Source organism: Allobosea sp. 05L423 (assembly GCF_056397745.1).
The window spans coordinates 96311-120374 of sequence record NZ_JBFTOA010000002.1 but is presented as its reverse complement, the minus strand read 5'-3'; the positions used below and the strand labels follow the sequence as shown (position 1 = coordinate 120374).

At 62.2% G+C, this 24064-nt stretch carries 22 protein-coding genes and 1 pseudogene; 20 read left to right on the top strand and 3 right to left on the bottom strand.

All coding sequences use genetic code 11. From position 1 onward, the window contains the following. The first annotated feature begins 108 nt into the window (after window positions 1-108). From AC1DNE_RS04630 to AC1DNE_RS04585, 10 genes are all read left to right on the top strand, one after another. Complete coding sequence (locus AC1DNE_RS04630; RefSeq protein WP_476766146.1) at window positions 109-633, top strand: hypothetical protein; 525 nt, start codon at window positions 109-111, stop codon at window positions 631-633. Between the two features lie 81 nt (window positions 634-714). After that, window positions 715-1497 (top strand): alpha/beta fold hydrolase, encoded by a 783-nt coding sequence (locus tag AC1DNE_RS04625; protein WP_476766147.1) that lies wholly within the window; start codon window positions 715-717, stop codon window positions 1495-1497. A gap of 271 nt (window positions 1498-1768) precedes the next feature. Further along, window positions 1769-2686, top strand: a complete 918-nt coding sequence (locus AC1DNE_RS04620) for an MBL fold metallo-hydrolase (protein ID WP_476766148.1) — start codon at window positions 1769-1771, stop codon at window positions 2684-2686. A gap of 142 nt (window positions 2687-2828) precedes the next feature. After that, window positions 2829-3581: an SDR family oxidoreductase gene (locus tag AC1DNE_RS04615; RefSeq protein ID WP_476766149.1), complete on the top strand. Its 753-nt coding sequence runs from the start codon at window positions 2829-2831 to the stop codon at window positions 3579-3581. A gap of 63 nt (window positions 3582-3644) precedes the next feature. Next, window positions 3645-4070, top strand: a complete 426-nt coding sequence (locus tag AC1DNE_RS04610; protein WP_476766150.1) for a cupin domain-containing protein — start codon at window positions 3645-3647, stop codon at window positions 4068-4070. Window positions 4071-4142: 72 nt separating this feature from the next. Next, window positions 4143-5090, top strand: a complete 948-nt coding sequence (locus AC1DNE_RS04605; protein ID WP_476840925.1) for a mechanosensitive ion channel family protein — start codon at window positions 4143-4145, stop codon at window positions 5088-5090. A 225-nt stretch (window positions 5091-5315) separates the two neighbouring features. After that, window positions 5316-8243: a PAS domain-containing protein gene (locus tag AC1DNE_RS04600; RefSeq protein ID WP_476766152.1), complete on the top strand. Its 2928-nt coding sequence runs from the start codon at window positions 5316-5318 to the stop codon at window positions 8241-8243. Next, a complete protein-coding gene (locus AC1DNE_RS04595; RefSeq protein ID WP_441473344.1) occupies window positions 8233-8874 on the top strand; it encodes a response regulator transcription factor in 642 nt (213 codons plus the stop codon). Before AC1DNE_RS04600 ends, AC1DNE_RS04595 begins: the two co-directional genes overlap by 11 nt. A 2-nt stretch (window positions 8875-8876) precedes the next feature. Then, window positions 8877-9266, top strand: a complete 390-nt coding sequence (locus tag AC1DNE_RS04590) for a response regulator (RefSeq protein WP_441473345.1) — start codon at window positions 8877-8879, stop codon at window positions 9264-9266. After that, entirely contained in the window at window positions 9256-9939 is a 684-nt protein-coding gene (locus tag AC1DNE_RS04585; RefSeq protein WP_441473346.1) for a response regulator transcription factor, read from the top strand. The genes AC1DNE_RS04590 and AC1DNE_RS04585 overlap by 11 nt, the downstream gene beginning before the upstream one ends. 117 nt (window positions 9940-10056) lie before the next feature. On the opposite strand, the gene AC1DNE_RS04580 is transcribed toward AC1DNE_RS04585, so the two are convergent. After that, entirely contained in the window at window positions 10057-10806 is a 750-nt protein-coding gene (locus AC1DNE_RS04580) for an SDR family NAD(P)-dependent oxidoreductase (protein ID WP_476766154.1), read from the bottom strand. Window positions 10807-11229: 423 nt separating this feature from the next. Between AC1DNE_RS04580 and AC1DNE_RS04575 the strand changes: the two genes are divergently transcribed. The 5 genes and pseudogenes from AC1DNE_RS04575 (at window position 11230) to AC1DNE_RS04555 (ending at window position 15707) form a co-directional block, all read left to right on the top strand. Then, the gene (locus AC1DNE_RS04575; RefSeq protein ID WP_476766155.1) at window positions 11230-12060 is read left to right on the top strand and encodes an alpha/beta fold hydrolase; all 831 of its coding nucleotides are present in this window, start codon (window positions 11230-11232) and stop codon (window positions 12058-12060) included. A gap of 155 nt (window positions 12061-12215) precedes the next feature. Then, a complete protein-coding gene (locus AC1DNE_RS04570) occupies window positions 12216-12869 on the top strand; it encodes an HD domain-containing protein (RefSeq protein WP_476766156.1) in 654 nt (217 codons plus the stop codon). 42 nt (window positions 12870-12911) lie between these two features. Continuing rightward, the gene (locus AC1DNE_RS04565) at window positions 12912-13685 is read left to right on the top strand and encodes an SDR family oxidoreductase (RefSeq protein WP_476766157.1); all 774 of its coding nucleotides are present in this window, start codon (window positions 12912-12914) and stop codon (window positions 13683-13685) included. A 243-nt stretch (window positions 13686-13928) separates the two neighbouring features. Continuing rightward, a pseudogene (locus tag AC1DNE_RS04560) lies at window positions 13929-14168 on the top strand (MBL fold metallo-hydrolase); the annotation flags it as partial. Between the two features lie 1188 nt (window positions 14169-15356). Continuing rightward, entirely contained in the window at window positions 15357-15707 is a 351-nt protein-coding gene (locus tag AC1DNE_RS04555) for a DUF6634 family protein (RefSeq protein WP_476811922.1), read from the top strand. Window positions 15708-15989: 282 nt separating this feature from the next. On the opposite strand, the gene AC1DNE_RS04550 is transcribed toward AC1DNE_RS04555, so the two are convergent. Then, entirely contained in the window at window positions 15990-16823 is an 834-nt protein-coding gene (locus tag AC1DNE_RS04550) for a hypothetical protein (protein WP_476766160.1), read from the bottom strand. Window positions 16824-16840: 17 nt separating this feature from the next. Further along, window positions 16841-18427 (bottom strand): tetratricopeptide repeat protein, encoded by a 1587-nt coding sequence (locus AC1DNE_RS04545; protein WP_476766161.1) that lies wholly within the window; start codon window positions 18425-18427, stop codon window positions 16841-16843. 411 nt (window positions 18428-18838) lie between these two features. On the opposite strand from AC1DNE_RS04545, the gene AC1DNE_RS04540 reads away from it, so the two are divergent. The 5 genes from AC1DNE_RS04540 to AC1DNE_RS04520 all read left to right on the top strand — a co-directional run bounded on the left by AC1DNE_RS04540 (window position 18839) and on the right by AC1DNE_RS04520 (window position 24056). Next, window positions 18839-19453, top strand: a complete 615-nt coding sequence (locus AC1DNE_RS04540) for a helix-turn-helix transcriptional regulator (protein WP_476766162.1) — start codon at window positions 18839-18841, stop codon at window positions 19451-19453. 476 nt (window positions 19454-19929) lie between these two features. Next, entirely contained in the window at window positions 19930-20895 is a 966-nt protein-coding gene (locus AC1DNE_RS04535) for a LysR family transcriptional regulator (protein ID WP_476766163.1), read from the top strand. Window positions 20896-21094: 199 nt separating this feature from the next. Continuing rightward, window positions 21095-21988 (top strand): amidohydrolase family protein, encoded by an 894-nt coding sequence (locus tag AC1DNE_RS04530; RefSeq protein WP_476766164.1) that lies wholly within the window; start codon window positions 21095-21097, stop codon window positions 21986-21988. Further along, window positions 21988-22701: a 4-carboxy-4-hydroxy-2-oxoadipate aldolase/oxaloacetate decarboxylase gene (locus AC1DNE_RS04525; protein WP_476766220.1), complete on the top strand. Its 714-nt coding sequence runs from the start codon at window positions 21988-21990 to the stop codon at window positions 22699-22701. Before AC1DNE_RS04530 ends, AC1DNE_RS04525 begins: the two co-directional genes overlap by 1 nt. A gap of 44 nt (window positions 22702-22745) precedes the next feature. After that, window positions 22746-24056 carry an NtaA/DmoA family FMN-dependent monooxygenase gene (locus AC1DNE_RS04520; RefSeq protein WP_476766165.1) on the top strand — a complete coding sequence of 437 codons (1311 nt, stop codon included), beginning with the start codon at window positions 22746-22748 and terminating at the stop codon, window positions 24054-24056. Window positions 24057-24064 lie beyond the last annotated feature (8 nt).

Sequence of the window (24064 nt, the reverse complement as noted above, 5' to 3'; positions counted from 1 at the left end):
AGATCCAAGCGTTCAACGCGAACAATTCCTCTCGCTTCTGCGCTGCCACGCCGCTCCGAGTTTGTCGGCGGTCCACGGTGGTGAGCGCACTTCGGCGAGAGGTGATTGATGAAAGCGCTCTTGACGTGCGAGGCGATGCTTCCTCGAGGACGCGCCGCTGCCGCGACGGTCGTCATCACGGTGGCGTTCAACGGCACCTTCTTGACCGCGAACGGCCTTTTCATGCTGATCGCGCCACTGGCTTGGTACGAACTTGTCCCGGGCGTGACTGATACCGGCTTCTTCAACCAGCACTTCATTCGCGACATCGGGATGATCCAGATGTTCCTCGGCGTGGCGTTCGGCCTCGGGCTTTTCACACCGCGGCGCCGCGTTGGACTATGGGCAGCCGCGACGTCCTGGCTTTGCGCGCACGCGCTCTTCCATTTTTGGGAGGTTGCCGTCGGAATCTGTTCGCCTGCTGTCATTCCGCGGGACTTTCCGGCGGTGACGCTGCCAGCGCTTCTCGGACTGGCGCTTACGCTCTGGGCGCTCCGGAATTCCTTGCCAGCAAGTCGAAGCCTCTCCCTGGCCGCCGCGTCAGAGCCGCCCAACTGCGCCTCTTCCTGTCTTCGACGCCGACGTCTGGATTGACTGGCGAATTCTTTGGCCAAGCACCCCGGGCCCGACTTGCGCTGGCTGCTTTGACCCCACCGACCAACCCGGAGAACGCATATGAAACCGAGTGTTTTCGCTTTGGCGGCAGCGACCGCGCTGCTCACCATGGCTATGCGACCAGCGCAAGCAGCGCCTCGTACCAAACCGACCGTCATTCTGGTGCACGGTGCCTTCGCCGAATCGGCGAGCTGGAATGCTGTGATCGCCCGGCTCAACAAGGCTGGCTACGAAACGATCGCGGCCGCCAATCCCCTACGGAGCGTGAAGGGGGACGCGGCCGAAGTCGCGACGCTCATTCGATCCATCTCCGGCCCGGTCGTTCTTGTCGGCCATTCTTATGGCGGGCCCGTGATCACGGAAGCTGCGAATGGGCAGATGAATGTGAAAGCTCTCGTCTATGTGGCCGCGTTCGCGCCCGAGACGGGTGAATCCAGCCTGTCGCTTTCAGGCAAGTTTCCGGGAAGCACCTTGGGAAGTGCGATCCAGGCGGTCGCGACGCCGAATAGCGGGCGAGATCTCTATATCACGCCGGAGAAATTCCGGATGCAGTTCGCGGCCGACGTTCCGAAGGCACAGGCTGCGTTGATGGCTGCCACGCAACGCCCTGTTGCCGAAGCGGCCCTGGCCGAGCCGTCGGGGGTGCCTTCGTGGAAGTCGCTGCCCTCATACATGATCTACGGAACCGGTGACCGGAACATTCCGCCGGCTGCGATGGATTTCATGGCGCAGCGCGCGCGAATGGTGAAGACCGTCGCCATCAACGGCGCGTCGCATGCCTTGATGATTTCGCACCCCGCAGAAGTCGTATCCATGATCGAGATGGCTGCGTCGTCACGATAGTCGGGCGACATAACGGCCATCAAACTGCGCGCAATCGACTGAATTAAGCGCGAATCGCCTATAAAATTGAAGGCTGCATATATATTCATCGTATAAAATCGATGAACAGCCGCAATATGGCACAATTATCGCGAATTAATCCGATCATATAACAAAACAAACCTATTACTCAGAATAGGATCATCTATTCTCAGGCCCGATATAATACACAATAACTTAAATATAGCGTCTTCCAAGCCGAGATTTGAACGGCATCAATCAGGAGAGAACCATGAGCTTAGACGTCGCTTCACGCCCCGGACGACCGGGGCCCGAAGAGCTGGTCCCGTCGCGCTACGCGGTGCGGGTCGGCGAGATCGATGTTCTGGTGGTCAGCGACGGGGTCCTGCCGCTCCCCACCAAGATGCTAGGGCATAACGTCGCCGAGACCGAGCGGGCTAGCTGGCTGAACGACATGTTCCTGCCCACCGACGCTTTCGACTGGGCGCTGAACGTGGTCCTGGTGCGCAGCGGCGAGCAGGTCATACTGATCGACGCTGGGCTCGGTCTTGATCCGGAACTGAACCTGCCGCGGGCCGGACAACTGGTTAAGCGGTTGGAGGCCGCCGGCATCGATCTCGGCTCCGTCACCGACGTGGTGCTGACCCACATGCATATGGACCATGTCGGCGGTCTACTCGTCGAGGGGGTGAAGGAGCGACTGCGCCCGGACCTGCGGATCCATGTGGCGACCGCCGAGGTGAAGTTTTGGGAGGCGCCTGACTTCACGCACGTCAACATGCCGGCGGGTTTCCCGGACGCCCTTCGTGCGGCCGCCAAGCGGTTCGCGCAAGAATATCGCAGTCACCTGCGGCTGTTCGACGAGGAACACGAGGTCGCGCCGGGTGTCATCGTCCGCCGCACGGGCGGCCACACGCCCGGACACAGCGTGGTACGCCTGTCCTCCGGCGGCGACCGACTGACGTTTGCCGGCGATGCCATTTTCGCTGTCGGGTTCGAACACCCTGATTGGTATAATGGCTTCGAGCATGACCCCGAGGAAGCGGCTCGCGTTCGCCACCGTCTGCTGACGGAGCTGGCGGGCACCGGCGAACAGCTCGTGGCCACCCACCTCCCGTTTCCGTCGGTCGGTCGGGTTGCGGTCGAGGGCAGCGCCTTCCGCTGGGTCCCGGTTTTCTGGGACTTTTGAATACCAGTCTGGCTCTCGGCCGAGCTTGGCTGCGCAGGTTTCAAAGCCATGCCGGCTCGGCCGACAACCGACCTCGACGAGGTCGCCCCCATCACAACGATCGAACGACGCACCGCATGGGCGGCTGCGCAGGAGGTCTCTCATGAAAATCGTCATTATCGGCGGCACCGGATTGATCGGATCGAAGACCGCGGAGCGCCTACGCAAGCAGGGGCATGAGGTCGTTCCCGCCGCCCCGAATACCGGCGTCAATACGATCACCGGCGAAGGCCTGGCCGAGGTACTCGCGAATGCCGAGGTGGTGATCGACCTCGCAAACTCGCCCTCATTCGAGGACAAGGCCGTGCTCGAATTCTTCCAAACGTCCGGCAAGAACCTGACAGCGGCGGAGAAGGTGGCCGGCGTCAAGCATCACGTCGCGCTCTCCATCGTCGGCACGGACCGTCTGCCTGACAGCGGCTATCTTCGCGCCAAGGTCGCTCAGGAAGAGATCATCCGGAAATCCGGCATCCCCTATACGGTCTTACGATCCACGCAGTTCATGGAATTCCTCGGCGGCATTGCGCAGGCCGGCACGTCCGGCGACACCGCCCGACTGTCGACGGGCAATCTTCAGCCGATCGCGTCCGACGATGTCGCCGATTTCGTTGCTGAGGCGGCGCTGGCCGCGCCGGCCAACGGCATCATCGAAATCTCGGGCCCAGAGCGCGCACGCCTTTGCGATTTCGTCGCCCGCTACCTTAAGACGATCGGAGATACCCGCACCGTCATCGCCGATCCGGATGCCCGGTATTTCGGGACTAAGTTGGAAGCTGGCTCTCTCGTCTCCGACAACAATCCCCGCATCGGCCGGATCGACTTCGATCGCTGGTTCGCGACAGCTCCCCGGAAATAATGGCGCGTGGATGAGCCGATTTCGAAGCGGCTCATCCACCTACCTCGTGAAAGGACGATAGACATGATCAAGTCATTGGTGAGCGTATTTGCGCTGACATCTCTTCTGTCCATTTCGGCATTCGCACATGACACGCCCGGATGTGGCGAAGGTGCCAAGATTACGCTGGTCTACAACCACGAGCTGCCTAACGTACCGGGCAAGAGCATGAGGGGCGTTCTCGTCGAATACGCTCCGGGCGGATTTTCGGATGGTCATACACACCCTGCTTCCGCCTTCATCTATGCAACCGTGCTTGAAGGGGCGATCCGCAGCCAAGTTAATGATGGTCCCGCCACGGTCTACAAGGCGGGCGAAAGCTTCTCGGAATTTCCAGGCGACCGTCACGGAGTCAGCGAGAACGCGAGCAAGACCCACCCGGCAAAACTGCTTGCCGTGTTCGTCGTCGACACCGCCCAGCAAGAACTGACCTTCCCGCTCAAGAAATAGACAGGGAGGCCGGATGGCGATCCGGCGCGCTGTCTCCCTCACCATGAGCTACCGCCACCGGAACCTCTTCCCATGCTCGGCGATGACCACTTCCTGCCGTTGGTGCTGATCAACGTCCTCGGAACCGCAGGAATCGTCGTGTGGCACGTTCAGGGCTGCGACCGTCCGACGGGTCGCCTGATCGTCCAAATCGTGTTCTTCATCGGCATGAGCATTGTGCTCTATGCGGGAGGTATCGCTCCGCATCAGGCCGATGACGGCTATGCGGAAGGGCTGACCGCCGTGCTTTCCAAATCCGCCAGAATTCTCTGGTGGACCCATCTCGCCTGGACGGTCATCGGCTTCATTCACATCTACGTCCGGCTGAATCGTAAGCCGCAGGAAGCGCATCTGATCCTGGATATGGCCGTCGCCGGGATCTATCTCGGTGTAGCGCTATCGGTCATGGGGTTCGTTTTCGGCCTGCCGATCGCCACCCTGGTCACGACCTCGGGCGTCGTCGCCTTGATCCTTGGCCTCGCATTGCAGAACACGCTCGGCGATGTCTTTTCAGGCATCGCTCTGACACTCGGCAAGGCCTATGCGATCGGCGACTGGGTCCAGTTGAGTGACGGCACTGCCGGCCGCGTCATGGAAACCAACTGGCGCTCGACCAACCTGCTGACCGGACTAAACAACATCGTCGTGCTGCCGAACAGCATGCTGGCAAAGCAAAGCCTGACCAGCTTGAGCCGCCCCGACGAGTCGCACCTCATAACATTAGGCGTGCGCTTCGCCGCGGGGCAAAGGCCGCGCATCGTCGAAGACGCGATGCGGACAGTGCTGGAAACTAGTACCCGCATCGTCAAGGATCCCCCGCCAGCCGTTGCCCTGAAGGCCATCGATGCGGCGGCCATCGAGGTGGAATTGCAGTTCCGTGTCGCGAGCCTCGCAACGGGGACATCCGCCAAGAATGAGATCATCGACCTCATCCATGACCAATGCGGCGCGAGCGGTCTTTCGCTTGCCGAGCCTGCCTAGGAGTCTCCATTCTGGTGCCAAGGTGGATTGCGGCGCTTGTCCGCACGCCGTCGCGCAGCAACGAAACACTGGACGATCTCCCTGCAAGTCATGGATTTCCATAAGTGCGGCCGAGACGTCCTGGCGCTAGTTTCCACTGAGTTTGCCAGCCGGATGTTCGAAGACTGGTGCTAGATGATGCTGGGACGGTTTCCAGATAATCCGTCTTCGGAAAGGCACCCGATCATGATTGCAGCGCTCCATCGAACGCCACCGATCCTGGTGTCACTGACTCTGGCTGTTGGCATCCTGGCATACTGGTTGGCCGGGACCACCATAGGAATGCTGGCGCCGCTCGGTGCGCTCTTCCTCTATGCGCGCGGATATCTGCTTCAGTCACTTTGGATCGGGCTTTTAGTCGCCTTTGCCAGTGCGACGGTCACCGCCATTTTTTATTCTGGCGCCTTACGGGAAGCCGCGCTTTCTCTTGGCGCATCGGTCGCGGTGGCCGCGTGCATCGGTGCGCTGATCGCGCGCGATCCACCCCGACGAGGCGCCCGGGACGCGGCCGCGCCACGCCAAGCGCCGGGGCATCCCGGTCTTGGTGCCATCCCAGATGACGTGGCCGAGGGTGCGATCCACCCGGATGACAGGGCTGCGATCGCGCAGGCGGCGGCCTATGCGTTCTGGACGGGCGTGCCGCAGGTGACGAGCTATCGGTTGCGCCAGCCGGACGGCAGCTATCACTGGACCGAGCTCCGTGCCGAGCCGGGCTATGGCATCAGCGTCGATGTCGACGCCATGGTTTCGAGACCGGATGATCGCTGGACTGTCGCGGAATCGCTTGGCGATACCGTGCAGGCGGTGCAGGCCGCCAAAGTGATCGAGAGCTTACACGGCAAGGCCTGGGCTTTCGATGCGACTGGGAAGTTCACCTATGTGACCCCTGCTGCCCAGATTGCCATCGACATGGCTCTGGAGGATCTCAATCGCCGTCTCGGTGAGCGGGAATTCATCGATGGCGGTGAGGTCGGCTGGATGCGCGGTGTTCATCCGGACGACGTCGACGGGGCCGCCGCGACCCTGCGGCATAGCCTTAAGACGGGCGAGCCCTGGAACATCGAATACCGCATGCTGCGCGCGACGGGACACTATGTCTGGCACCGCATTTCAGCGCGGCCGACACGGGATGGCGAGAGCCACATCACCGGCTGGTTCGGCACCTCCATCGATATTGATGTCTACAAGAAAACAGAGGCCGCGCTGCGAGAGCGAGAAAAGCATCTCGAACAGCTCATCGACACGGTGCCTGCCATGATCTGGAGCATGTCATCGGAGGGGCGGCCCATCTATCTCAACAGGCGGATCATGGAGGTCACCGGCGCCACGCTGGATACCGTCAAGGCGTCGGACGGGTCTCTTTCCTTGAAAAAGATGATTCATCCGAATTTCTGGGAGCTGGCAGAGCAAACCTTCACGAACTCGGTCGTGACGGGCGCGCCGTATAACATCAAGTACCTCCAGCATCGGGCTGGCGGCTCCTATCGATGGACGCAGACGAGCGCCGAACCTCTGCGCGACGAAGCCGGTAAGATTATTCGATGGTACGGCGTATCCGTCGATATCCACGATCTGATCACCACCCAGACCGAACTCAATCTCCGAAAGCAGGAATTGACGCGGCTGATCGATCTGGTTCCGAGCTTCCTCTGGCGACTGACCCCAACCGGGGCTCCGAATTTCTTCAACCGCCGCTTCATCGACTTCCTGGGCATTGACGAGGGCGACCTGGAGCAATCGCAGACGGAGCGATACGCAGCCGCCTTGAAGGCTGCGATCCATCCGGACGACGCCAGTCGCGTCTGGGCAGAAATCAAGGACTGTCTCAGCAGCGGTCGGCCCTACGCGATGCGCTATCGCTTGCGACGCCACGACGGTGTTTATCGCTGGATGGACGGGCGTGCCGAGCCGCTCCTGGACGACGATGGCGGCATCATTCAGTGGTATGGTCTGTCCCATGATATCGACGACCAATTGCGCGTCGAGGAGGCGCTCAGGGAAAGCGAACGATCGCTGCGCCAGTTGGTCGAGACGCTGCCCGCCCTCATCTACTGCGCCGCGCCGAACGGGGAGCCCATCTATCGCAGCGAGAAGCTTGGGGAATTTCTCGGCTTCGGGCTAGGGGACAAGGACGAGGACGGTCAGACACGCCTGACCGGCACGCTCGAAGCGATCATACACCCTGACGACCTTCTTGACGTCAAAGCGAAATATGGGCGCTCACTGGCGACCGGCGCACCCTATGCGATGAAGCATCGCCTCCGGCGGGCGGACGGCGAGTATCGCTGGGTCGAGACGCGAACCGCAGCGATGCGAAATGTCGAAGGGGAGATCGTTCAATGGAACGGCATCTGCTTCGAGATCGAAGATCAGGTGCGCGCGCAGGAAGCGCTGACCTTGACGCAGGAGCGCCTGGCACGCGCAGCGCAGGCCGCGAGCCTAGCGGAGCTTTCCGCCTCGATCGCCCATGAGGTCAACCAACCGCTCGCGGCCGTGGTTGCCAATTCGCACGCGTGCCAGCGCTGGCTGACCTCGGAGCCGCCCAATCTGGATCGGGCGCAGAAAACCATCGAACGCATCATCCGGGATGCGAATTCAGCCGCCGATGTCGTCGGCCGGGTTCGTGCCTTGTTCAGGCAGACGGACCAAGCGCGAAATCTCTGCCCGCTCGACGCCATTCTTCATGAGGCGCGGGATCTGATGATGGAAGAAGCGGCCCGGCGTCGCATGCGTATCGAGGTCGAGGTCGAGGCTGGTCTTCCGTCGCTTGAGCTGGATCGCATCCAGATCCAGCAGGTCCTGGTCAACCTGATCCGCAACGGCCTTGAAGCGATGGAGCCTGCTCGGCGGGGGGTTCTGCGCGTCCGAACATTCCGCGCCGGCGATTTCGTCAGGACCGAAGTCCGAGACACCGGCATGGGTCTTGGTGCGCCCGATAAGGTCTTCGAAGCCTTCTTCTCAACGAAACCCAATGGGATGGGCATGGGGTTGGCGATATCGCGAACCATCATCGAGACCCATGGCGGCCGACTATGGGCGGAGAACAACCAGGACGGCGGGGCGGCGTTTATCTTCACCCTACCTGTCGAACTGAAAGCCGATCATGACCGTTGACGACGCCATCGTGTTCATCGTCGACGACGACGATGCGCTCCGGGAGGCCCTGGGTGAGTTGCTGGCGGCGAACGGTGTCCGATCAGTCTCATTCAGCTCCGCCGGCGACTATATCGGGTCAAACAAGCCCGATCTCCCGGCCTGCCTGATTCTCGATGTCGAGCTCCCCGATATCAACGGGCTGGAGCTGCAACGCCAGATCGCGCAGGGAGACCATCCGCCGATCGTCTTCATCACGGGGCATGGTGACATCCCGTCATCGGTGCGTGCCATCAAGCATGGTGCCGTCGATTTTCTGACTAAGCCGTTCAGCGACACGGCGCTGCTCTCGGCCATCCGCTCGGCAATAGCGCAGGATCGGGAAACAAAGGCGAAACGCGCGGATCTCACGCGGCTGAAGGAACGCTATCACCATCTCTCTCCGCGAGAGCGAGACGTGCTTCCGCTGGTCGTGAGCGGACTCCTCAACAAGCAAGCTGCGGCCGAGCTCGGCATCAGCGAAGTGACCCTTCAGATTCACAGAAGAAACGTGATGCAGAAAATGGCGGCGTCATCGCTCGCCGACCTGGTTCGAATTGCGGAGCGGTTGGAAATCCCGATCCAGCATTCGCGCCGGATGGGAGGAATCTAAGCGTGATCAAGCACAAATATGTCATAGCCGCCGTCGATGACGACCCGAGATTGCTCGAATCGCTTGAGGAATTGCTCGAGTCCGCGGGGTATGCGGTTCGTAGCTTCTCGTCGGCGGCAGCGCTGACCCAGGTCGGCCTCTCCGGACTGGATCTTCTCATCACCGATGTCGGCATGCCGGGGTTGAACGGCTTCGAGCTACGCGACTTCGTCAACCAAGAGCGCCCGGATCTGCCGGTCTTTCTCATCACCGGGCGCCACGAGATCGCAGAGCAGATCAGGGCGCGGGCCGTGGAGAGCTTCTTCTGCAAGCCGTTCGATGGCCAAGCCTTGCTCGCGGCGATCGCAAGGGCATTACCTCAACAGCACGTGGAAGGTGAACATGATCATTGACCGCTCAATCTCGCGACTCTCCTCCAGGCGAGGTGTAGCCGAAGAACAGCAGCCTCTCGTCATCATCGTCGATGACGACGCGTCGGTCCGAGACGCACTGTTCGAGCTGATGGAGTCAGCCGGCTTTGCCGCGGTTTCGTTCAGCTCGACACAGGCGCTGCTCGAGACCAGCATGCTCGACGGGCCGGGATGTCTCATTCTCGACGTGCGTATGCCCGGCTTCAGCGGACTCGACCTCCAGCGTCATTTGACGATGACCGGAAATCCAAAGCCAATCATCTTCCTCACCGCGCATGGCGACATCCCCATGACCGTCCAGGCCATGAAAGCAGGCGCGGTGGATTTCCTGACGAAGCCGGTTCGCGACCAGACGCTTCTGGACGCCGTCAATGCGGCGATCGGGCTGGATGGGGCGCGAAGGATGGAAGCTGCGAAGATCAAGGGATGTGTCGAACGCTTGCAAACTCTGACGCCACGGGAGCGCGAAGTCATGTGCGAGGTCGCACGGGGGCGCCTCAACAAGCAGATCGCCTTCGACCTCGGCATCAGCGAGGTCACAGTCAAGCTGCACCGGGGCAACCTGATGCGGAAGATGGAAGTTGCCTCACTCGGCGAACTTATCAGGGCTTGGGAGGCTCTACCGGTCGGCATGCGTATGGCAAACGCCGCCTAGCCCTGGCGAGGCTGGAGCACCGGCTTCGATGCTCCAGTGTCCTGGTCACGGCGTGATGCCTCGCCAATGCGCCGGAATGGCTGGGCGAGGGAAACGGCATGGCCGCCTCTTCTGAGATCATGTCAGCGTGATGCCGCCATCGACGGCCAGGTTGACGCCGGTGATGAATTCCCCGTCAGCGGAGCAGAGAAAGAGAGCCGCCTGTGCGAGCTCTTCCGGCATTCCCATCCTGCCGAACGGGATCATCCGAGCGGCCTGATCTTCGACCTGAGCCTGCGTTTCCGGAGCGACGCCGAGCTTTCCCACAATCGGCGTATCGGTCGGGCCGGGGCTGAGCACATTTACTCGAATGCGCCTGTCCTTAAGTTCCAGCGCCCAGTTGCGCGCGAACGCTTCGATTGCTGCCTTGCTGCCAGCGTAGACAGCATGACCATCTAACACCTTGCGGCTCGCGATCGAGCTGGTGAGCAAGATCGCGCCGCCATCGCGCAACAGCGGAGCGATCTTCTGCACGCCGAAGAACGTGCCGCGCGCATTGGTGAGGAACTGCGTGTCGTAGTCCGCGGCCGTCACGTCGAAGCTCGGCTGGATGCGGACGCTGCCCGCATTCGCCACATAGATGTCGGCCTGCCCAAAACGATTGGAGACCATCGCGGCGACACGTTCGTGCGTGGCGAGGTCGGCAACGTCACCTACGAAGCCGGTCGCCTGAGACCCAAGGGCGGCGGCGGCTTTGGTCACGGCGTCTTCTCGACGACCGACAATCAGTACCTTCGCACCTGCGGCTATGAACAACCGCGCTGTCGCGAAGCCGATCCCGCTATTGCCACCGGTGATCACGGCGACCTTGTTCGACAATTTACCCATGTGGATCTCCATTGATGATCCACAGTCGGGCGGCTCCTCATCGAAATCAAAATATGCCGAAGTCGATATGATCTATACATCTGAATAGAATGAACCGTCTTCGAGCGTATTGATCGTCACTTTAGGAAGTTGAAAAATAAATATGCCTCAGAAACCCGACGATCATATCGATATCGTCGCCGATTGAGGTCGAAGGTTCGGGGTTTCCTGCGAAAGCGGGCACCCTGAGCATTTCGGTCCGCAACCAATATCTGCGCCCTGGAGGCGCCAATGCCCAACAAAGTACTATCCAGTTCCACCGACCTCAGTCGGCGGGACCTCCTTTGCGGCGGCGCAGGCATAGCGGCGGCTGGCACGCTTCCGCTCCAGTCCTTGGCGCAGCCCGCCTCCGTTCCCCCTCACAACAGCAAAAGGAGCCGACGCATGAATTATGTCACGACGCGGGATGGCGTTGAGATTTTCTACAAGGATTGGGGCCCGAAATCGGCCCAGCCGCTGGTCTTTCACCATGGCTGGCCACTCAGCTCGGACGACTGGGACGCCCAGATGCTGTTCTTTCTGGCGCAAGGCTTCCGGGTCGTCGCGCACGACCGGCGCGGACACGGCCGTTCGAGCCAAGTCAGCGAGGGACATGACATGGACCATTACGCGGCTGACGCGGCGGCCGTCGTCGACCATCTCGACTTGCGCAATGCGGTGCATATTGGACACTCCACCGGAGGCGGCGAAGCCACGCGCTATGTCGCGCGCCATGGCAGGAGCCGTACTGCTAAGCTCGTTCTAATCGGCGCAGTCCCGCCGATCATGGTCAAGACCGAGCGGAACCCCGGCGGCCTGCCGATCGAAGCCTTCGATGGCCTTCGGAAGAGCCTCGCTGCCAATCGCAGCAAGTTCTACACCGATCTCGCAGCGGGGCCGTTCTACGGATTCAATCGCGCCGGGGTCGAGACGGATGCCAGCGTCGTCCAGAACTGGTGGCGCCAGGGCATGATGGGAGCTGCCAAGGCTCACTACGAGGGCATCAAGGCCTTCTCCGAGACCGATTTCACCGAGGATCTCAAGGTCATCGACGCTCCGGCGCTCGTCATGCATGGCGATGATGATCAGATCGTTCCAATCGGCGACAGCGCCCCGCTTTCGGCCAAGCTCCTGAAGCGGGCGACCCTAACGATCTACAACAAGTTCCCGCACGGCATGGCGACCATCCATGCCGACACGATCAATAGGGACATCCTTGCCTTCGTCCGAGGGTGAAGCTCACAGACGAGGCGGCTGGTGAAGGCGCCTCGTCATGCTTGCCCTCCGCAGATCGGCTTCGGCAGTGGGGCATCGCACAGGGAAGCCGCGGGCTGCGAACCGACCGTTCGCTGACAGCTTCTGTAATCCGTCGATCGAGGCTCTCGAAAGCCATGTCAGAGATCCAAAAAGACCGTAAAACTTTGGCCGGCGTTGCTGTGCCGGATACCGAGCTGGTAGCCAGCACTCTCGCTTATGCCCGCCGAGCCTGCGAGCCTTACCTGTACAATCACGTTGTGCGCTCCTGGCTTTTCGCGGCTCGCCTCGGGCAGCTTCGGAATATCCATCATGATGAGGAAGTCGTCGCTGTGGGGACGCTCCTGCACGATGTCACGTTGAACGAGCGCTTCAACGGGCCGCGACGGTTCGAGGTCGAGGGCGCCGATCTCGCACGAAGCTTTGCTCGAGAAAGCGGTGTCGACGAGCGTCGTGCTCAGTTGATTTGGGACAGCGTGGCCCTCAACTCAACACCGTCGATCGGCCTCTACAAGGAGGCTGAGGTTGCGCTCTGCACGGCAGGCATCTGCCTCGATGTCGTTGGACTGCAATACGACGCGCTTCCGCCGGACGAGGTCCAGCAGATCCTTCTGGCCTATCCGAGGCTCGGGATGAAGCGGCTGATGACGCAGTGCTTCTGCCACATCGCCAGAACCCGTCCGGAAACCACCTACGACAATTTCGCACGTGATTTCGGTGAGCGGCTCGTCGCGGGCTACCGCGCGCCGTCGTCGGTCGATTCTGTCGAGCGCGCGCCGTTCGACGAGTGAGATGCTTCCGGGCAGGGAACGAGGATATCAAGGAGACGGCGCATGAAGATCGTTGTGGTAGGCGGGACCGGCTTGATCGGGTCCAAGCTCGTCGATGCGCTGGCCGGCCGTAGTCTCGAAATCGAAATCGCCTCGCCATCGCGCGGCGTCGATACGGTCACCGGAGAAGGTCTGGCCGAGGCGCTGTCCGGCGCGCAGATGGTCGTGGACGTTTCCAATTCTCCGACCTTCGATCAGGACGCCGCGCTCGCCTTCTTCGAGGCCTCCGGACGGAACCTGCTCGCTGCCGAGGAGGCCGCCGGCATCCAGCATCACGTCGTTCTCTCTGCCGTCGGGACCGATCGGCTACCCGATTGCGGGTATTTCCGAGCCAAGATGATGCAGGAGGTGATCGTGAGAAGCGCAACCGTGCCCTATACGATCGTGAGATCGACGCCCTTCTTTGAATACATCAACGGAATCGTCGAGGCCGACGCGGAAGGAGATTCGCTTCACATTTCGCCAGCCCTGATCCAGCCCATCGCAGGCGACGATGTCGCGCTAGCGCTACGCGACGTCGTCCTCGGGCACGCGAAGAACCGCGAACTGGAAATCGCGGGCCCGGACCGCTTTCGGCTCGACGAAATCGCTCGTGATATACTTGCTGCGAACGAGGACCCGCGGCCGATCGTGGCCGATGCTAAAGCGCTCTATTTTGGAGCGATATTGCGTGACGACACCCTCGTGCCTCGTGATCATCAGCACATTGCCGCGCCGACCCGCTTCGAGGATTGGCTGCGACTATACGTGGCACAGTCGCTGGACCCAGCCAACTAAAGCAGTGTGCCTTTAGGCATCTACGCAGCGAAGTTCGGCTTTTACTCCGTTCGAGGAGGCTCAACGGTGGCGACCCGGACCACCTGGTGGGACTGTCGATCGAGCACTGCGCCCTCTCGCCGATTTGGCGAACACGTTCTGCAATACGCTGTTCGTCGCATTTTCAGTCTGCCTTGCTCAACTTTCCTGAGATGGCGGCCGTGGAAATGTCAGTCTGGCATCATTCCGTGCGAATGCATTGCCTCTGCCGCGGAAGCCAAGTTCTGGGAAGCGCCTGACTTCTCTCGCACCGGCATGCCGCCGGCTCTTGCGGAGATCGCCAGAAATGCGTCGAAACGCTTCCTGGAGGTCTACCAAACTGAGCTACGGACGTTCGAGCAGGAGCAGCAGGTTGCACCAGGGATCGTTGTCACTCGCACGGGTGGTCCCACCCCGGGCCACGCCGTGGTCCGCATCGTGTCTGGCAACGACCGGCTGATGTTCGGGGCGACGGAGCCCGCGCTAAGCCGCCCGCGCGGATGAGAACGCCAGTCTGGCTCGCGCATGACATACGGTAGCGTTACGACTGCTTTGAGCTCAGCTCCAAAACGACTCCCACGGCACCAGCTATTTCAACGAAGCGGACGCCTTCATCATCGAGTACGCCGAGGATTGCATCGCGCACCCGGGCTTGCGGGCGGCGGACGTCACCTTCGAATTCCGCAAGCGTCTGCCGCCGGATACCCGCGCGGTCGGCAAGCTCCGCCTGCCCCCATCCGAGAAGGCCTCGCGCAGCTATTACCAGTCGGCCGGTAACCATATCGCGCGTTATGATTCGCACATTTTGTTCGAAACCGGCATTGAGCTCTCGTGGCCTCGAGGGCGCTTGATCACCCGACATCATGCCCCTCCTCCGCTGCAACCATTCCAACTCTCCGCGATGGGATTCGCGGATTCTTGAAACCAGCGTCCGAAAGGCATTTCGGACGCCGGCGGAGCTTTGCTATGAACGTTATGCTGTCGAGAATAACCGATCCCCCAACGCCTCTTGATACTATCCGACGGCAACATTGCCTGGATGATATCCTCGATGCCCGACTGATCGCGGATCCCAGGGTCGTCGATTTCCATCGAAGCGCTTCAGAGGATTCAATCCTCTCCTGCGCTGGCGCTCCGCCGGGCTCGACAAGTCGAACTGTCAGGACAGCCCATCGGATTCTCGTCATCGTTGCAATCCCCGACGGGACCACGGGCGCGACGATATCTCGCCGCAGCTCTTACAACCGCCGAGATATAAAAAACTTACTCATCATCCCAGAACGATACCTCCGGCGGCGCCCTTATGTCGATGGCGCAATGCTTATTGCCGAAAGCGCCGGATGTCCGGTCTCGCCCCTGGCCCGCGTTCTCATATCAAACCACCTGTCAGAATCCGGCGGGAGCTCGGAGCTCGGAGATTGTGCCGCGTACGTGCACGCAGCACGCGATCCCGTTCAGGCGGTCCTTGCCCTGGCCGCAGCCAAGGCGATCGCGATAGACATCAGCCGCCCCATCACGGCTCGGACGCGCGTGCACCTCCCGGCAAGCTGACGTCCTTCCGCGGCGGCCCGCCGTCGGTCCTTCGCCGCGCGCCCCTCCTTCGCCTTTCGATTTTCGCCGTCGGCCCCGCCCCGGGACCGCGCACGATGGAATATGCCCATGCACTACCCGTTTTCAGACCCTCGTCCGGTTCCCGGACTCGATCCCGAGGTCGACCGACTGCGGCGCCTCTTGAACGACCTCGAGCAAATTCAGGCCGGACACCATCCTGGGAAGGGCGACCTATCGAAGGCCCCGACGATCGATAGCTGGTGCATAGCCGAACGCCGCACGATCGCTCTCGCGGGAGTCGTCACTGACCACCCAACAATCCCGAATGGCCGTCCGGTCTGCACATCTGATCTCTGGTTCATTGCCCCCTCGCTCGGGTACGCCCGCACGCTAAGCCGGCTCTACGCGCTTGGAAGCCGACATCACCTCTCCGACCGGTGGGATTTCCAATGAGGTCCAACAGCCGAAAAATCGATCGCCGCTCGAGAGATGCCGGCCAAATTCTCGCGCGGATGTTGATCACCAGAGCATTGCGTCGGACAACCCTGCTCCACATGCTGCTCGGTCATCCTGGGATTATTGGACTGCTCGTTCCCCAGACCGATGTCGACGCCTATGTCGCCGCCGCGACTTCGATGCTCACGTCACGCGGCGTCGCCTTCGACGGCGACTTGGAAGTGCTTCACTTCGCTGGGGGGTCTCCTGGGCGCGGCTTGCGAGAACAGGGGGAAGTTTTCAAGGAAGTCCTGCCCGCCCGCTTTGGGGAAAGTGGTGCTCGGCCGGCGGCTTGGCATCCAGTTTCCTGAGCAGGCCTTCCAGCACGGTCGCGACTGCGAAGGCCTCCGCCGCATGGGCGCTCGGAAAGGTCCCATGCGCCGGCGTCGGGATCATCGCCATCGTTGTCGCACCGAGACGGTCGGGCCGCCGACAGGCAAGATGATGCTTGGCGACCATCGCCACATGCGAGGTGACGACCTGCGTGATGCCGATGAGTTCGAAGGTCGACTTGTTGGCATCGGCGTTCAGTCCGAGCAGGCTGGCGAAATAATCGACGGGATAACCGACCTGCGTGAGGATCTCCGGCGCCCTGTCGGCGCGCTGGTCGGCATAGGCGCGGATGTGGCGAAGCTGCCGCCGAAAGAGATCGACGCTCGGTCGTTGCAGGGTGACGAGCGGCTTTCGACCATAGGTCATCTCGATCCCGTTGAAGGCTTCCGTTCCAGCCGCACTTCGCCGCTTGCTGGGAGTCCAGTCGAGGCGCTTCAGAACGTCGCTGAGATAAAGCGAGGCGCGTACCCATGCGGCCCAGCTGTCCATGTTCGCGGCCGGCCCAACCGGAAGCTCGGCATAGCTGCCCTCTGCCGAGTTGCCCGTATCGTCGACGCCGCCGATATGACCGATCGCCTGAGCGTTGATGGTCAAACCCTGGGCCAGAAGCGGATTGGCACCGCCGCCCGGAACGAAGGGACCGACGCCCGTCGCACCTATGCCTCCTATGCCACCTATGCCTCCAATTCCCCCGATGCCGCCTATCCTGCCGATTCCACCGATACCGCCTGCACTCGACATGTCGTTCCCCGGATCTTCTAGGAAAGCCCGGCGGCGGCGAGAGCCGCCACCGCCTTGCGGCCGAATTTCGAATCCGAGGCCGGATGGCTGCGGAGATAGCCGTCGATCGTGAAATCGGGCACGTGCCGCCGCAGCTGCTGCCCTGCGGCCTTCAATTCGTCGCCACGATCGAGATTATGCAGCGCGATGATCTTGGCCCGCAGCGTCGAGACATGGCGATCGTTAAGCATTAGCGAAGATTCCGCCAGCTCCAGCGCGCGCTCGTAGGCGCCTGCCGACAGATACGCGGTCGCGCTCAGGGACTCGTAGAAGTATCGGAACGGGTCGATCGGCGAGAGCCGTCTTGCCCGCTCGACGGACCGGATCGCCTCCGGCCCCTCGTCGCGGAAGGCGTGCAGCGCGCCGCGCAACAGCAGGGACAGCGCCTCGTTGGGATTGATCGCCAGTGCAGTCGCGTAGCGCTGCTCGGCGACGTCGAGCCGCTTCAGGAGATTGTTCTGCGCGAGCCCGTCGATGGTTAGGCAGAAGGCGTTGTCGGGCGAAAGATCCAGCGCCCGGGCGGTACAGTCGATCCCATGCTGCGTTTCCGCTGCTGTATCGGTACTCCAACCGTTGAAGACGCTGAGGAAATACCACTTGCCGAGCCAGGCATGGGTCTCGGCGACATAAGGCGCGCGCCGCAGCGCTTCCTCCAGCAACTCGCGCGCACGCGCCAGGTCGTGAAGCGTCGACCGGTTCATCAGGCGCACGCCGGCGATGACGAGGCGGTGGTCCTCCACCTCGGCCAGATGGCGGCCCGCGACGTGGTTGAGCGCTTCGTCGGCGATGGCGGCACCGATTGAGCCGACGATCGCCGCGATGCCGTCCTCGGCAGCCTGGAAGAAGCTGTCGATCGGATTGCTCGTCTGGCGCGTCCACAGGATGCGTCCAGAGCGCACGTCGATGAAATCGGCATCCAGCACGAGTTGCCCTCCCGACCGCCGAAGGCTCCCGGCAACGCAGAAATCGACGCGCAGCGACGAGCGGACCTGCGCGATGTCGATACCGGTCCGCGCAAGCTCGCGGCACGACAGGTGCGAGATCACCGAGAGCAGTCGCGAGCGGCTGAGCGATCGGCAGATTTCCTCCGCCAGCCAATCGCTGATGGTCGCGTCGGCGACGTCGTTGCCGACGGCGCGGAAGGGCAGGACGGCGATGGCGGGAAGCACCGATGCGCCAGCGGCGCTCGACGTCAGGGTGAACAGGCCGTCGAGCTGCCGCGGATTCTGGCGGATGCCGGACAGCCATTGTCCGAAGCCGGCCTCCTTGATGTCCAGGCCTTCCAGAAACGCGCCTTGGCCGGACCGCCCGAGGAAGGTGACGCGCGAGAGATCCAGCGAAACCTCTGAGTTGGTGCTCGTCAGGAGATCCCCGAAGCTGTCGCCCATGACGGCCTTGATGTCGGCGAGCGCGCGACGAAGGCTTTGGCGCCCCGTGTCGTAGCAGGCCACCCCCCAGAGCGTTTCCTGCAGGAACGACCGCGTGCGACGGCCAAACGGCGCGGTCGCAAGCAGAACGAACAGAGCCTTGTGCTTGGCGCCGGTGATCTCGAACCCCTCGGCCACGCTCGACCTAACCGAGCACGCGCCGAAGAGATTTATCTCAAGAAGCCTGCTGTCCATGACGAAGCTTGCCGTCCATGACGCAGCGTCCCGCGCTGCAATCAAAGATTAGCAACCTCCCGCGACGCACCACAATGCGCTTCACGGTTTTTTCACGCGCCAGCGGCCGCGGCGGCCGAATAAGCTGCGAGTTGTGGCTGGCGAAAAAACGCAATGACTAAAAAACCCCTCGGAGTCGAACTTATGCCCATCAGGGATTTGGCGGATTTCCATTTGAGATGGTCGGAATTTCGGGAGGCCGCCGTGAAGGCCTCGCGCTCAACGGCACTCGCTTCACAGGAGCGCGAAACCATTCTCTGGCTGATCCGCATGGCAGACAGGATCGGCGACCGGGATCTAACGCGAGAATAGCTGATGTCGTTCGCATTGCAGGCTACCGGCTCCGCGCGGCCCCATCCCTCCTGGGGCATCGAGCATCACGGGCTTGATGCGCTGGATTGCGGCGCCAAAGCTTTCCTGGTCATCGACGCCGATCTGCAAATCCGTTTCGGCAACAGCGCCGGCGTGGCGCTTGCTCGCGAGGGCCTTGGATCGGCGAAGCGCTTTGTCTCTACCGACCGGAATTTTGCCGCCCGACTGCAGACCTGGCTCAGGCGCTGCTGCAAGGGCACGACCGGCGACGCCGCACGGCTGCCGCTGGCGATGATGGACGGGCGGCAGGTCGCGGTCGACGCCGTGCATCTGGGCGGCCTCGGCCTCGATCTTTTCGTCCTCACCGTGGACGATCCCTATCGGGCTATCGCTCGCAATCTCTCCGAGATCGGTCGGGCATTCTGCCTGACCGCTGCCGAGGCGCGCATGCTGGCGCTCGTGGTCGAGGGCCTCGACACGATCCTAGCGGCCAAACGCATGGGCATCGCGGCGACGACGGCACGAAGCCATCTTCAAAGGATTTTTTCGAAAACCGGCACGGCCCGGCAGAGCCAGCTCGTCAGCTTCGTCGCGACTTATGTTCCGTACGGCGCCTGAGCTCCACTGTAATCCATACCAACCAGCCATCGGCTAAGCGCGCTGGTCCACACGTGATAGCGCTCGTACCTCAGTTTTGAGGAGCTCGCTCCATCTTCCCTCCCTGATGAAAACGGCTGCCTCTACTGATGCGCCTAGCATCGGTGCCAAGGCGCACGCGCATTGCAGCCGTCGTGAAATCTGTCGCGGCACCCCCCTTGTTGTACCCTATTGTATGTCTGCTTCTTGGCAAGGCACGAACGTCCGGAAGTGGCGCATTCCGTCCGAGAGCGAGCGGTTCAGACGCAGGCGCGCAGCTCGCGAACACATTACGCCCCGATTGACCAGCGCGAATCCTCCCGCCAGGCGGGTGCTTGGCGCGAAACCACCTCAAGATTATCAATTTCCCGGTTCAACGGCTCCTCGCCCCGTCATTAAACCTATGATGTATTCGATCCGGAGCTAACATTCGGCAGCAGACAACCGGAGCTAGACGATTGCTGGATTCACTTACGCTCGACCAGATGCGGATTTTCCTATGCGTGGCAGAAACGGGGAGCTTCTCTGCTGCTTCGCGCCGCCTCGGCCGAGTCCAGTCGGCGGTCAGTCAATCGGTCAAGTCCATGGAAGCGACGTTGCGGCTTGAACTCTTCGAGCGAGGCGGAAAGACGCCGCGCCTCACGGAAGCGGGGTGTGCCCTACTGCGTGAGGCCACGCATATCCTTCAGGACGTCGAAGCGTTCAGGCGAAGGGCGCAGAGCCTGGCAAGCGATCTTCCCCCTCAATTGACCTTGGCCGTCGACCAGGTCTTTCCGAGTGATCTTCTGATTGAAAGCCTGACAGCCTTCAAAGAGGCATTTCCGGGCATCCCCGTGACGTTGTTCACGGAAGGACTGGGCGCAACGGAACAAAGGCTGCGAAGCAAAATGGCGCGCCTGGCGATCTACTCGCCGCTGCTTTCGGAGGCGACCGGCCTTCGGACTGAATTCCTGGCCACGGTGCGGATCGTCCCGATCGTCGCGAGTTCGCATCCACTAGCCCACATCGACGGGATGATCACACGAGCCGAGCTGCGCAGGCACGTTCAACTCGTGCTGACGGATCGCGCGCAGGCCATCTCCGGCCTCGTCTTGAGTTCCCAGTACTGGATGTTCGCCGATCAACACAGCCGGCTCGAGTATGCATCGAACGGCTTCGGCTGGTCCTTTGCACCGTTGCATCTGGTCCGGAATCAGGTCGCCCGCGGCGAACTGAAGATTCTGCGCTTCGAGATGTTCAACGGAATGCCCTTCAGCCTGCCCCTCCACATCGTCCATCTCGACGGCCATACGCCCGACGTCTTGATGAAGTGGCTGATCGCCTATCTGCGCAACCGCCTGCCGGCTTATCAGGACATCTTCATCCAGCCCGAGGACGACGTAAGCGCCGTGCCTTATCCACTCGAAGCGATCGCCAACCTCTGATCGATCTATCGGTTTTTATGCCAGATACGATCACAATATAGCTCATTCAATCGATACCCCTCTCGTGCAAGTCTCCTTGCATTCGGCACGTCCTCGGCGGGCCGATGCCATCGTCTCCCGATGACCCGCTCCGGGTCTGGAGAGGGCGAGGAACTGGAACCGCGGCTTCGGTGACGCGGGGAGGGACGACGAGGTGACGATGGCCAGCCATGACGCCCCGCAATCCTTGCGGCGGCCGAGCTTCGATCTGCCCGGCGGCATGACCGATGCGCATTTCCATGTCTTCGGCCCCGAGGCCGACTTTCCCTATATTCCGAACCGGAGCTACACGCCGCAGGATGCCCTGCCGGCAACTGCCGGGCGGATCTTCGCCGGGATCGGCATCGAACGTGCGATCATCGTTCAGCCGGGCGTCTATGGCACGGACAACAGCCGCCATCTGACGGCCGCTGCCGAGCTCGGGATCCCCGCGAAGGTCATCGTCGCGATCGAGACGGATGCTTCCGATCGGCACCTTGCCGAATTGCAGGCCAATGGGGCGTGCGGTGTCCGACGGATCATCGCCCCGCAGCAGGGCGCCGCGTTCGAGACCGACCTGATTCGGCTGGCGGAGAGATCGGCGGAGATCGGCTGGCACCTGCAACTGCTGGTCAAGCCCGAGCAGCTTGTGGAACTGAACGGTCTGTTCGCGCGGCTGCCCTGCCAGATCGTCTTCGACCATCTCGGCATGATCGATCCGGCTGGCGGACCGGCACAACCTGCGATGCAGGCGATGCTCGACCTGCTTCGAAGCGGCAGGCATTTTGCGAAGCTGTCGGGCTATTATCGGCTTTCGCGCGTGGGCGCGCCTTACGACGACATCACGGCTCTGGCCGAAGCGTTAGTCGAGGCTGCGCCGGACCGGCTGTTCTGGGGGAGCGACTGGCCGCATCCGGCGTTCTCGGGTCCCCTTCCCGACTTCGCCGACCTCCTCGATCCACTCGCAGCCTGGCTGCCGGACGGAGCCCTTCGCCGGCGGGTCCTCGTCGACAACCCCGCCAATTTCTATGGCTTCGACCGATCGTCGAACCGGCCCGCACGAGGGACCCCGTGATGCAGCCCGTCATCTACACCCGCATTCCGCGCTGCGATCCGGCCCTGATCGCCGAGATCGGACAGTTCCCGGTTTCCGACCTGCATGAAGCCATGGGGGCAATCGAGGGCCGGAGCCACCTGATGACTCCGCGGATGCGCCCGATCGCAACAGGTCAAAAGCTGGCCGGCCAGGCGGTCACCTCCAACAACTACCCCGGCGACAACCTGATGATCCACGCGGCATTGAACGTGGCGCAGGCGGGGGATGTGCTGGTGCTGTCGAATGGCGGCCTGCCGCAGGGCGCGCTCTGGGGCGATGTCGCAGCGACCTATGCCGCGGAGAAAGGCGTCGCCGGCCTGATCATTGACGGTCCGGTTCGGGATACGGAAGCGCTGCGGCAGATGGGCTGCAAGGTCTGGTCGACGATCGTCTCGCCCTCTCATCCCGAGAAGCGCGGCCCCGGCGCCGTCAATGTCCCGCTTGTCTGCGACGGCGTCCAGGTGATGCCCGGCGACATCATCGTCGCCGATGACGACGGCGTTCTAGTCGTTCCCGTCCGCCTGGCCGCCGAGACCATTCGCCGGGCGCGCGAGCGCAACGAAACGGAGGCCCGCATCCGCAGCGAGATCAAGGCCGGATCGTCGCTGTTCGAGATCGTCGGCATCCAGAAAATTCTCGACGCCGCAGGCGTGCGAACCGTCGACACCGAATGGAGCCCACCGCAGGGCTGAATGCCCCGGCCGGCTCCCCTGCAACAGGATTGATCGCGAACGCCATGTTCCAGATGCACCTGATCCATATGTTCTTCCACTCCCCGATCACGCATACGGCGTTGAGCTGGGCCAGCGAAGATGACGGCCAGCTCGAAGGCATGGGCGATTTCGGCTATTGGCAGCACATCGCCAAGACGCTGGAGCGCGGCCGCTTCGATGCCGCCTTCTTCGCCGATACGCCGGCAGCATCCGACCAGTACAAGAATGGCCCCGAGACCCCCCTCACCTATGGTGTGGTCTGGCCGACGCATGATCCGATGCCGCTGGTCGCGGCCATGGCGGCAGCGACCGACCATCTCGGCATCGGCGTCACACTGTCGGTCAACGGTACGCCGCCCTATCTGGCGCATCGGCGGATCGCGACACTGGACTATCTGAGCAAGGGTCGCGTCGGCTGGAACGTCGTGACCGGCCACATGCGGGCGGAGCACCGCGCCATCGGCCAGGCGCTCATGGACCATGACGAACGCTACGATTTCGCCGACGAATTCATGGACGTCTGCTACGCGCTCTGGGACAGCTTCGGCCCCGGAGCACTGCCCATGGACAAGGCGACCGGAATCCTTGCTGATCCTGCGAAGATCGCGCGCATCGACCATGATGGAAAGTACTTTCGTTGCCAGGCCGTGTCATCGACCCTTCCTTCGCCACAGGGCGGGCGCCCGGTGATCTTCCAGGCCGGATCGTCGGGCCGCGGCATGGAGTTCGCACTCAAGCATGCCGACGCGATCTTCGCGATCCAGCCGCATCTCGAAGCGATGAGCGCCTTCCGGAAGCGCTTCGATGAGGGTGCCCGCACGGCGGGCAAGGAACCGGTCGGCACGCTTTTCGGCCTGCAATACGTCATCGGCAGCACTGACGAGGAGGCGCAGGCGCGCCTTCAGCGTCTCCGCGAGCGGGTGCCCCTCGATGCCGGGCTCAGCCGCCTCTCGGGACCGCTCGGGATCGATTGCAGTACGCTCGACCCGGACCAGCCTCTGGACGAACTGCCGACGCAGGCATCGCGCGGCATGATGGAAGCGCTCACCAAGATGGGCACCGACAAGGGTAGGAAGCTCACGGTCCGGGAGGCTGCAATCCAGATGGGCCTGACGGTCGGTCTGCCGCAGGTGGTCGGCTCGCCCGAGCGCATCGCGGACGAACTCGAACGCTACTGGCGCGAGAGCGGTGCGCTCGGCTTCAATCTGAGCGCTCCGACAAAGCCGGGCATGATCGAGGAGTTCGTGGATCACGTCGTGCCCATCCTGCAGAAACGCGGGCTCGTGCGTCGCGAATACGAAGGCCGGACGCTGCGGGACAACCTGCACGGATAAGAACGGGG